We start from the raw sequence: 10,289 nt of genomic DNA on the forward strand, positions 1-10,289 counted from the left end.
AGTACGAACGATGATGTGGCGCATGATCCCGCACACCCCAGAAAGGTCCCATCCATGGTCCGCCCCTACGACGAACACCATCGTGAGGCGCTCTTCGCGCAACTCCAGCTTCCGGTGACCAAGCGGATCTGCCCGATCTGCGGGCATGTCGGCCTGCGCAACTACCACCACGAGCAGTACAGACGGACCGAGCCGTCAAGGATCAACTACCTGTGGCGCGGCAACTGCCACGCCTACTCGTCGTCCTTCACAGGCGCCGGCCGCAAGAGGGTCGAAAGCGACCCGCTGCTCGACGAATACGGAGCCCGGATCGCCGAGGTCTTCCGCGACCCCGAACGACTCCTCACGATCCTCGACGGCTACTGGAGGAACGGCAATCTCCCCCAGGTGATCACCCGGCGCCCCCGCGGACAATGACGGCAAACCACACTGTGATCCAGTCCAGCCTTCCGTATCCGCCGTGATACCCATGCCGTGAGTGCCGACGGATCCGAAGCTCTGCGAAACGACTTGGACGGAAGCGATGACTTGCCCCTCGTCGGCCACAGCTGACGGGCTGTGAAGAGGTCTCCCCACGCCGCACGGAGAAGATCTCCTGGGCGGCTGACGCCTTACTTCTCCAGAGGCACCAGCTCGGCCCACCTTCGCATCAGGATGAGCTGACCGACTCGCCAGCGCAACTGACACGCCATCAGGGCGAGTGCCGAATGAGCCTCACGAGCGTCATTTCAGCTTGAGATACCGCCCGCAACGCCCATACCGCGCATAATGTGCACGCACGAAACCGCAGTTCAAGAGCCCTTCGCCACCGGCTCCAGGATCGCAACGCACTCCACATGATGCGTCAGCGGACGCCCAGAACGTCAAACGAGCGTCACGGCCTACTACCTGCGCCTTTGGTACAGAGCAGAACGGCCACGGCAGCCGGCTCATTGGCGAGCCACCCTTCTCCCTCAGGGCGCGGGGTCGCACATCACGACCCGTGCGCCGCACCCGCGCCGATGGACCTCTCTGGCGCAGGTACCGAGGGCCTCGCGCAATATCGGGAGAGGTTCCGGCGGCGTCTGCCGGAGTCGCTGGACGAGTTGCAGGGCCCGACCCAGGGGATCGTGGAGCTGCCGCTGCACATGGCCTGGTCGGGGATGACCTCGTCTGACATGAGCAGGCCTCGCCAGTGCATGGGCCTGTAGCGCACCGCCCTGCGCGAGGACCTGCCCCGATACCTCAACCAGGACTTCCTTCTCAGCTGTGGCCGGTGCTACGCACACTCGTCGGCCGCACGTTCGCGCCGTATGGGAGGACGCCTTCCCCCAGCTCACCTCCCGCACCCGGGCAGCCGCGTGACGGACATGCCGGAGCTGCACACGCCGTTCCTGGCAGATGTCATCGCTCTCAGCCCCACACGTCCGCTGCTCCTCGGCGGGTAGGCCATGCGGGCCCCTTCAACCGCCTGTCGAGAAGCCTCCAGCACCGTCGAGCGTGGCTGAGTGCGCCGCCGTCTGCAGATCCCAGAGCAGGACATCGAGGAGCGACTCCTCTTCGACACGCACTCGGAGCTCGTTCATCGCGGCGGCCAGGCGCGGATCCCATGGTGTCGCGGCAGGCGTGCCCGTCAGGTCCTGCGGCTCGTTCACCCTGGTCACGGCCGACAGGTAGTCGGCGACCTCGTACCGCCAGGGGCGCCACGGGGCCACTCGCCCGAGCGCTGTGGCGATGCGTACCCCACCCCAGTCGAAGTCCGCGTGGTGGAGGAGTACCGCTCCGGACGCGGACAGGCTCCGCAGCAGGGTGAGTGCGGCCGCCGAGGGCTGCCCCTGGAGGCACACCATGGGCGGGCATGCTGGGCCCAGGGCGTCGGCGGCGGCGGACAGGACGGCCGGGTTCTCGCACACGTGGACGCCTCCCGTCGCCGTCGTGATCCGGTTCGCGGTCGGGCGGGTGAGAGAACGCAGCGTCAGGACGGCAGGCTCGCCCTCGTCGGCCATCCAGTCGAGGGCGGGTGTACCGCGCAGGTTGAGGGTGAGGACGGTGGACGACACGTCGTCCTTGAGCAGTCCGGCCGAAGCCCAGGCCTCGCGTCGCCACTCGGCGCCGGCGCCGTCGGGGAAGCCGGTGAGCGCCCGGATCCCCGACAGCACGAGCGTGGCGAGCGGGGTCCCCTCGTCCAGGGCGTGGGCGCCGGTCAGATGGAGTGCCGCGAACGCCGCCCGTGACATCGGGGGGTCGGCGGGCAGGGCGTGCAGTGCCCGCACAGCGGCGGCGACGAGTGGGCGGGCGGTGTCGGGGGTGCGGGCGAGTCGCCGTACGAGACCGTTTTCGCGGATTTGGCCGGACCAGGCGGCCAGTTCGGCGCGCACGGTGGTGAGCGGGGCCAGTGCCTCCTGCCACGCCTCGACCTGCCTGTCCCTCGTCTCCGCACGCAGTGTGACGGGCCCGGTGAGGGCGACCACGGCGGTCTCCAGGCCGTCCGGGCTGACGCCGGAGCGACGCAGGATCTCGTCCACCGTGTCGAGGCGCAGGGTCAGGGACCGGCCGATACTCGGAGGACGCCCCAGCAGCCTTTCGGCGGCCCGGCGTTGGAGGTCGTCCGGGCGCGCCAGGGTGACCGTCCCGGTGAGCGGCCGCCCCGCCGCAATCCGCTGCCGGACGCGTTCCAGAAGCCAGGCGAGTTCCGGGTCCCCGAGCAGTCGCGCGAGTCGTTCGCCGTCGACCTTCGCCTCGGCCACCGGGTGGTTCACGTCCATGGGGCCCCCGGTTCCACCGAGGTGACGGGGGCGTGGGCCTGGGCAGGAACCGATGCCGGACCTGCGGTGGAGCCGGGCTCGGGACCGCGTCGCCGTTCACCGCCGTCCCACTCCCATCTGGTCACCAGGACGGCGTCGATGTCGTCGACCCGGGACAGCTGGGCGATGGCGATGCCGGGCACCTGCGGGTAGCAGGCCCACTCGCGTTCGCTGGTCATGACGACGTCGAGGTCGAAGGCACGGAGCAGGCCCAGACACTTGGCGCGGGAGTCGTCGTCGACTCCCGCGAACGCCTCGTCGAGGGTGACGAGGCGCGGGGCGTGGGCGCCGCCCGCGCTCGCGTAGTGGGAGGAGGCGGCGGCGAAGAGAGGGACGGAGGCGGCGAGGACGCGTTCGCCGCCGGAGGCCGGGCCGGTGGCTGGTACCCACTTGCCGTGCTGGTGGCGTTCGACACCGAACTCGTGCCAGGCGCGGTAGTCGAGGGCGGCGGTGAGGTCCTCCTGCCAGCTGCCGGTACGGTCGTCGGCCTGCTGGCGTGCGATCTGCTCCTGGAGGAAGGTGCCGACGGCAGCCCGGTCCTCGGGTGACCACGCGTCGGCGGACTGGCGCAGCCGGTCCCGGGCCTGGGCCAGCCCCTGCGGCGCCCGGCGAGAGGCGCGCCAGACCAGGCGCAGCTTCATACCCGTGGACGTCGGACGCTCCTCCAACTCCCTGTTCATGACGCGCACGTGGCGTTCGGCCGCGCCGATCAGTTCCTGGAGGGTGCCGGCGACCTCGGTGATCAGATGGGTCTGAAGGATCTCTCGTTCGTGCGCGGAGAGGATGCGGGTCAGTTCGGCGACTTCCGTGGCGAGGGCTTCGGCGAGTTCGGGTACCGCGCGTTCGCGGCCCTGGTAGACGATGTCGACGCGCATGCCGTCCTCGCCGGGACGGGCCGTGGCGGTGTGGCCGTGCCGGGACAACGCGTCCTGGAGCCGGCCGAGTTCCTCGCTGAGATGTTTCTGGATGCGTTCCCAGGCCGCGTCGGAGTCGTCGGTCGTGGCCAGGCGGGACTCGACGGCGCGGGCGAGGGTCACGGCGGGGGTGGCCGCCCACAGTCCGCCGTCCTCGCCCGGTACGGGCAGGTCGGGGAGGGCTACGGCGAGCAGTCCGGTCGCCGTGAACCGCTGGAACGCGGCGATGGCCCGTTCGCGTGCGGCGGTGGCGTCGGTGACGTCCTCGGTGAGCCGCTCGATGCGCCCCTCGGCGTGGCCGGCCCGCCGGTCGGCGGCCTGGATGTCCTCCTGGGCTCGCTGTTGATCGCGCTCGCAGGCGCGTGCGGCTTCCCCCGTCTCCTCCAGCTGCCGCTGAAGTTCGGCGACAGCCGCTCCGACGGTGGAGCGGAGGGCATGCAGATGTTCGTCGGCGGCCGCGGCGAGGCGGGCCGCCTCCGTGGCACGGTCGGCGAGCTCGGCGGCGAGCTGCTCCGCGCGGCCGGTCTCGGTACGTTCCCCGTCGACCGCCTGCTCGGCGTCCGCGCGCTCGCGCGCCGCGGACCAGAGTACGGCGAGGTGGACGGCGTGGTCGGCGAGCGCCTGCCGTACGGCGGCCAGGCCGTCCCGGCCGACGGGGAGGTTCAGGTCGGCCGCCGTGTCGCCGAGTTCCTTCGCCGTACGGTCAGCGTCGGCAGCCGCGCGGGCCAGTTCGGCGGCCCGCTCCCGCTGCCGGGTACGGGCCCGGTGGACGGCTTCGGCCGTCGCGCCGAGCCGGGCGTGGGCGCGGCGCAGATCGTCCTCGCCGGGTACGGCGGCGAGTTCGGCGTCGAGTACAGTGCGCCGCTCGGACACCGTTCTGCGCTCCCCGGCGAATTGCTCCCGTTCGGCCGCCAAGGCCTTCTGTTCAAGGCGCAGTTCGCCGATGCGGTTGCGGCGGTCCCGCTCCCGGGCCCCCTCTCCCACGTACTGGGCGCTGTCCTTGGCCCAGCCGCCGGTGAGCGCGCCGACCCGGAAGCGGCCGTCGGTGGAGACCCAGGTGCGGCTGTCACCGTCCTTGTCGACGTCCACCAGCGCGATGGCGGCCAGCAGGCGCTGGACGGTGTGCTCGCCGACGGCCGCCGCCCCGGCGTCGGCGTGGTCGACGGCCGGGCACAAGGCACGGTCGAGCCCGCTTCCGGTGGGCAGGTCGAGCGGGTCGAGGAGTACGTCGTGGTCGTCCGCCCGCACCGCGGTGCCGTCCGGCCGCACCCAGGCGTCGAGGAGCCCGGAGGCCTCCAACGCGGCTTCCAGGCCTGCTCGTTGCGCCTCCGTCACGTGCGGGCGGAAGTCGACGAGACGCCACAGCGGGGCGCCGAGGGCGCGGCTGCGGAGATCGGCGGTGCGGGTGTGAGGGGCGGTGGGGCCGCGTTGCCCGCCGGTTTCCAGGGCGGCCAGTTCCTCGGCCCCGAGACGCAGGCGTTCGGCCGTCGCCGCCTCCGACTGGGCCAACGCTGCGGCCCTGTCGGCCAGTCGGGCGCCGATTACGCGGTGGGCGGCGGTGGCGGCGAGTCGGGCCGGATGAGGCCCGTCGAGGCTGCCCGTCCAGCTCTGCACGGCGTCGAGCACCCCCGGCAGCCCGTCGACGCGCAGTTCCACGAACCCCGACAGCTTCTCCCGGACGGCCGCGACCAGGGCGTGTCCGGCCTCTGCAACCGCCTCCTCCGCCTCGGCCAGCTGTACCGCGCCGCGCCCCGCCTCCTCGTCAGCCTCGTCGGCGCGCAGCCGGGCGGCCCTGCGGGCCTCCTCCGCGCGTTCGGCCGCCGTCACCAGGGTCTCCACATGGTCCACGGCCCGCCGTCTGCTCGCCATGGCCTCGTCGGCGGCCCGGCGCAGGGCCGGGACGGGGGCTCCGGAGGTCCGGGGTACGTCGATGCGGGCCGCCGCCGCGCTGTCGGCGACCCTGCCTTCGATGTCGTCCAGGGCTTCCTGGGCTGCGGTCAGCCGGTTCGTGGCGGTGGCGAGCCGACCGCGGGCCCGGGTGTGTGCTTCGGCGGCTTTCAGCCGGTCCGCCTCGAAGCGGACGGCGTCGCCGGCCGTGCGGGAGGCGTCGGCCGCCGCCTGGTCGAGGGCGCGGGCGTCACGCATCTCGGGCCCGGACCGCAGTGCCGCGTCCTGTGCACTGAGCCGGGCCGCCCGCTCGGCGAGCGCCGCCGCGCGCTCCTGCGCCTCGGTCCGGTCGGTGACGGCCTGGTCGTGGTCGGCCTGTGCCCTGACGAGTTCCCGCTGGAGGTGTTCGTAGCGGGCGTGTTCGGCGCGGGGCAGGCGGGCCCTGCGCCGGGCGGCGATGCGGGCGTAGCGCCGGTAGTGGTCGAGGAACGCCGACGACGCCTGCTGGGCCTCACGGGCCGCCAGCAGTTCCTCCTTCTCCTCGTCCAGTGACCGGAACGCCTCCGCCGCGTCGGCGACGACCGCCTGGTCCATCGGCGGCAGCGCCTCCGTCAACGCCCGTGACAGCGCTGCCTCATTGGGCCGCTTGGACAGCTGGGGCTGGCGCAGCTGGATGAGCAGGTCGACGAGTGCGCCGTAGCGCCGCTCCCCCAGCCCGAACAGGGCCTCGTCGACCGCGCGGCGGTACGCCTTGGCGGTGTCGTAGACCATGCCGTGGCCGCCGATGGCTTCGGCGAGCCGGTCCCGGGACAGGGCGGTGCCGGTGGCGTCGAGCAGGTCGAGTCCGGCGGCGATGCGCTGGGTGGTGACGGCGAACCAGTGGCGGGCGATGCCGCGTCCGGCGACGGCCTTCAGGCCGCACAGCAGGGTGCGGAAGTGGGCCTCGCCGGTGGTGTCGTCGAGCCGGCCGAACTCGATCCAGGTGTAGCCGAGACGTTCCGGGTGGGGGTGTTCGCCGCCCAGGAGCAGGTTCCACTCCATGCGCTTGCCGGGGTCGCCGTCCGGCTCGACACGGCGCGCGGAGAGGTCGCCGTCGAGCAGGAACGGCAGCGTGAGAGCGAGCACCTTCGACTTGCCGGTGCCGTTGTTGCCGCGCAGCAGCAGCCGGCCGTCGCGGAACCAGAACTCCTCGACGTCGTAGTGGAACAGGTCGACGAGCCCGATCCGCAGGGGCCGCCACCGGCCGGGAGCGGCGGCGGGCAGAACGAACGCCGGGGGCTCGGTCCGTACTGTCTGCGCGGGTGGGGCGGTCACGGCGCGGGTCACCTTTCGTCGCCGGTGGTTCTGATGACGGCGTCGCCGACCGCGTACCGCGCGAGGGCGGGGCGGGGCACGACGCCTCGCGGGGTGTCCTCGGCGAGTCCGAGGGCCTGGAGCTTGGTCAGGGCCCGGGCCACGAGTGCGGGTTCGGCTCCCGGTTCACGGGCCGTCTTCGACCAGAAATTGCCGTGCTCCGCGGCAAGTTCACGCACGTGCGCGGCCAGCTCGGCGACCGTGACGGGCTCGTCGGCCTGGGCCAGGTGCTGGGCGAGGAGCAGGGTGATGTGGCCGTGGGTGCCTTGTTCCGGCATGCGTACGTCGGTCAGGTCGTCCAGCGGATCGACCATGGCGATGCCTTCGGCCCGGACCTCCGCGACCAGGCCGGTCAGTTCGGTGATCCGGGCGGTGATGAAGCCGCGTTGCCGGGTGAGGTAGGCGAGTTCGTCGTCGGTGAGGTCGTCGTAGTAGAGCACGGGGTCGTCGAGGAGGCGGCGGGTCAGTGTCCAGCGGATGGTGCGGAAGCGCAGTTCGTCGCTGTCGAGGGCGGTCCGCGCCGTCATCTCCGTCATGCGTCCCGCGAAGTCCTCGGCCTCGATCAGGGAGGGGCCACGCAGGGCGGCGGGCATCCCCGCGAGGACGCGTCGGCGAACGTCGTACAGCACGTCACCGGAGCCGCTGACGTACGCCTCCTCGTCACCGGCGACCCGCCGCAGCACCCCGAGCCGGAGCAGCAGGCGTACGACGGCTGCGAGGTCGAGGCGTTCGTCGCGCCGCTCCAGGGTGAACTCGATTCCGGCGGTGAGGAGTTCGGGGTCGGCGGCGGCCAGGACGACCTGTTCGGCGAGGCGGCCGAGGGCGACCTGGGCCTCGCCGCGCTCCAGGGCGGCGAGGGTCAGGCAGAGGAGGACGTAGCGGCGGCGGGTGAAGGGCAGGGCGGTGCGGGCCGCCTCGCGGGCGGGGTGCGTGGCGTCGGTGAGGGTGCCGGGTGTCTTGCGTAGCCGGGCCGCGTCGGCGTCGGTGCGCAGCGTCCAGCCGACGTTGCGTTCGAACCAGTCGCGCAGTGCGGTGGCGTGCCGGCGCACCAGCCGGAACTCGTCGGCGTACGGCCCGTCGGCGGTCAGCAGCGGCTCCTTCAGCAACGCGCGGGCGGCGCGCTGCAGTTCGGCCGCGCGCTGGCCTTCGAGGACCTCCGCCAGGGGGCCGGAGGGGCCGGATGGGCTGGTCATCGGTCCTCCCCCGTCCCGGTCGCGGTGAGGTCGACGATGTCGATCAGGTGGTCGGGGCCGCTGAACACCCCGTCGGGGGTGTGCACTTCGGCCGTCGTGCCGTCGTCGAGCGCGGTCAGCCGTATCTCCATCGAACCGTCCGAGCTGGTCGCCGTGGTGGTGGTCATGCCGGGCCGCCAGGTGGCGAGGGCGTCGCCGAGCAGGCGCAGGAAGAGCTGGAAGGCGAGGGGATCGAGTTCACCGAGCCGGGACAGCCGGACGGGCCCGCCCGTCGCGAGCCGGTCGCGGGCCCGTCCGGCCTGAGCCGTCTGCCGGGCGGCGAGTTCGGCGAGCCGCCGTTTCGCCTCGCCCCGGTCGGCGACCCGGCGCGGTTTGCCCCGGCGTTCGTAGCTTCCGGTTCGGCGCAGCTGGGGGCTGATCCGCAGGGGACGCGACTTGGCCCAGGGCGTCGAGGCGGGCTCCGGGGCGGCGGCGCGTTCGGCGAGGGTGTCGGCGTCGACGGTGAGGTGCCGGGACGAGTGCAGTCCGAAGGCCACCCGCCACAGCCGGTGCCGCGTCTCGTCGTCCGGTGCCTGGGCGAACCAGCGGGCCAGCGTGCGGAAGTCGGCGGAGCGGTCCGAACGCCCGGCGCGTCGCTCGTTCAACTGCCGTACGACGGCGAGAAGTTGCGGAATCGCGCCGAGGGCGCGCCCGCGCAGCAGCCGGGCCTGCGACTCCCGGTCCTCCTCCGACACGAACCACTGGGCGAGCCCGGACCAGCGCGCCGCCCACCTCTCGTACGCCACCGCTTCCGCCTGCTCGGCCTCCTCGGGAGCGGCATCGGCGGCCTCCCGCCCGGCAGCGAGGGCCAACAGCGGCTCCACCCTGCCTTGTTCCTCCAGTTCGCCGATGAGAAGGGCGATCCGCCCGCCGAGCGTGATCAGATCCTGGATGAACCGCTCCAGGTACTGGATCAGCCGGTCCTTGTAGGCGAGGAACGCCTCGACCTCGATGTCGTGCAGGTCGATGGTGCGCTGCAACGACCCCATGAAGGCACGCGCGTTGTCCGCGAGGTCGGTGAAGCGGGCCGTGAGGACGGACAGCGCGATATGTGCCTTGGCCGGGTCCGGCTCGTCCTCCTGGGCGATCACCAGCAGCGCCCGCAGCTGCGTGACGATGTCGTGCAGCGCGACCGCCTGGAGTTCCCCGCGCCGTCCGAGCGTCGCGTCGTACGTCCCGAGCGCCGCCTCGGCCGCCTCACCGGCCCGGGTGAGCTGGTAGATGAACCGCCTGCGGTAGAAGTCCTCGACCGCCGTCACCCGGGCGTGGTCGGGATCGGCCCGTAGGTTTCCCCATCCCACAAGCCTGTCCAGCGCCGTCACCACCGACTCGACGTCACCGGGCCGCGCGTCCGCGTCCAGCGCCACGAACACGTCCTCAGGCCGCAGATGCACCGCGAACCGCTCCTTGGCGGCGAGGAACGCCCCCATCACCTGGCGGTAGAGGGCGGAGTTGGGCGTGGTGAGGTGCGCGAACGGGCTGTAGTCCTGCGAGGTCATCGTCGGACCATTGTCCCTGATGGCCGCCGCTGCCCGGGCGCGATGTCCGGTTTTCGTCTCACGCCGGGCGCGTGGCCAAGCACTCGGCCCACACCGTCTTGCCCGCCCCGTCGGACCGCGCGTGCCAGCCCCAGCGGGACGCGAGCCCTGCGACGATGACCAACCCTCGGCCCTCGGTGTCCTCGGGGTCCGCCGCGCGCAGCGCCTCCGGGCGGGGCGGTGTGCGTTCGGCGCGGGTGTCGGTGACCTCGATCCGGACCATCGCAGCGGCGGGTCCGGTCACGTACAGGCGCAGGTGGAAGTCCCGGCCGGACACGTGCCCGTGCCGCACCGCGTTGGCGGTCAGCTCGCCGACGACCAGCGCGATCGCCTCGTGCGGGCCACCGCCGTAGGGGATCCCCCAGGTGTCGAGCCGGTGGGCGGCCAGCCTGCGGGCGAGACGGGCGCCGCGCGGGGTGGAGGTGAAGCGCATCTCGAAGGCGCTGCCGGGTTTGTTCGTCATGCCGACAACGGTGTCCTCGGTCGCGTAGCGTGACCAGCGGTGACGCACTGACGCGGGCCGGTTGTACGCGCGGTGGCGGTACGAGTACGAGCGGCGCGGCGTGACGCCGTCCCGGAGAC

General features: G+C 72.5%; 6 protein-coding genes and 1 pseudogene. 2 read left to right on the forward strand and 5 right to left on the reverse strand.

Features of this window, described 5'->3' with window-relative positions; genetic code table 11:
* The first annotated feature begins 54 nt into the window (after positions 1-54).
* Together ACZ4N4_RS11830 and ACZ4N4_RS11835 are read left to right on the forward strand one after the other, a co-directional pair.
* Positions 55-417, forward strand: a complete 363-nt coding sequence (locus ACZ4N4_RS11830) for a hypothetical protein (protein WP_467587151.1) — start codon at positions 55-57, stop codon at positions 415-417.
* 584 nt (positions 418-1,001) lie between these two features.
* Positions 1,002-1,344 (forward strand): annotated as a pseudogene (locus ACZ4N4_RS11835) (hypothetical protein).
* A 98-nt stretch (positions 1,345-1,442) separates the two neighbouring features.
* On the opposite strand, the gene ACZ4N4_RS11840 reads toward ACZ4N4_RS11835, so the two are convergent.
* The 5 genes from ACZ4N4_RS11840 to ACZ4N4_RS11860 are packed head-to-tail and all read right to left on the reverse strand — an operon-like array spanning position 1,443 to position 10,170.
* Positions 1,443-2,744, reverse strand: coding sequence for a TIGR02679 family protein (locus ACZ4N4_RS11840; protein ID WP_467587153.1), 1,302 nt, complete (start codon positions 2,742-2,744; stop codon positions 1,443-1,445).
* The gene (locus ACZ4N4_RS11845; RefSeq protein ID WP_467587156.1) at positions 2,735-6,898 is read right to left on the reverse strand and encodes a TIGR02680 family protein; all 4,164 of its coding nucleotides are present in this window, start codon (positions 6,896-6,898) and stop codon (positions 2,735-2,737) included. The genes ACZ4N4_RS11840 and ACZ4N4_RS11845 overlap by 10 nt, the downstream gene beginning before the upstream one ends.
* An 8-nt stretch (positions 6,899-6,906) precedes the next feature.
* Complete coding sequence (locus ACZ4N4_RS11850) at positions 6,907-8,130, reverse strand: TIGR02678 family protein (RefSeq protein ID WP_467587159.1); 1,224 nt, start codon at positions 8,128-8,130, stop codon at positions 6,907-6,909.
* The gene (locus ACZ4N4_RS11855) at positions 8,127-9,668 is read right to left on the reverse strand and encodes a TIGR02677 family protein (RefSeq protein ID WP_467587161.1); all 1,542 of its coding nucleotides are present in this window, start codon (positions 9,666-9,668) and stop codon (positions 8,127-8,129) included. Before ACZ4N4_RS11855 ends, ACZ4N4_RS11850 begins: the two co-directional genes overlap by 4 nt.
* 58 nt (positions 9,669-9,726) lie before the next feature.
* Positions 9,727-10,170 (reverse strand): ATP-binding protein, encoded by a 444-nt coding sequence (locus ACZ4N4_RS11860; protein WP_467587163.1) that lies wholly within the window; start codon positions 10,168-10,170, stop codon positions 9,727-9,729.
* Between the last annotated feature and the right edge of the window lie 119 nt (positions 10,171-10,289).

It is taken from the genome of Streptomyces sp. NPDC026538, from assembly GCF_055567535.1.

Excerpts from the sequence above, each read along its gene's own strand:
- ACZ4N4_RS11840 (WP_467587153.1), bottom strand. The coding sequence starts at position 2,744 with ATGGACGTGAACCACCCGGTGGCCGAGGCGAAGGTCGACGGCGAACGA.
- ACZ4N4_RS11860 (WP_467587163.1), bottom strand. The coding sequence starts at position 10,170 with ATGACGAACAAACCCGGCAGCGCCTTCGAGATGCGCTTCACCTCCACC.
- ACZ4N4_RS11850 (WP_467587159.1), bottom strand. The coding sequence starts at position 8,130 with ATGACCAGCCCATCCGGCCCCTCCGGCCCCCTGGCGGAGGTCCTCGAA.
- ACZ4N4_RS11830 (WP_467587151.1), top strand. The coding sequence starts at position 55 with ATGGTCCGCCCCTACGACGAACACCATCGTGAGGCGCTCTTCGCGCAA.
- ACZ4N4_RS11855 (WP_467587161.1), bottom strand. The coding sequence starts at position 9,668 with ATGACCTCGCAGGACTACAGCCCGTTCGCGCACCTCACCACGCCCAAC.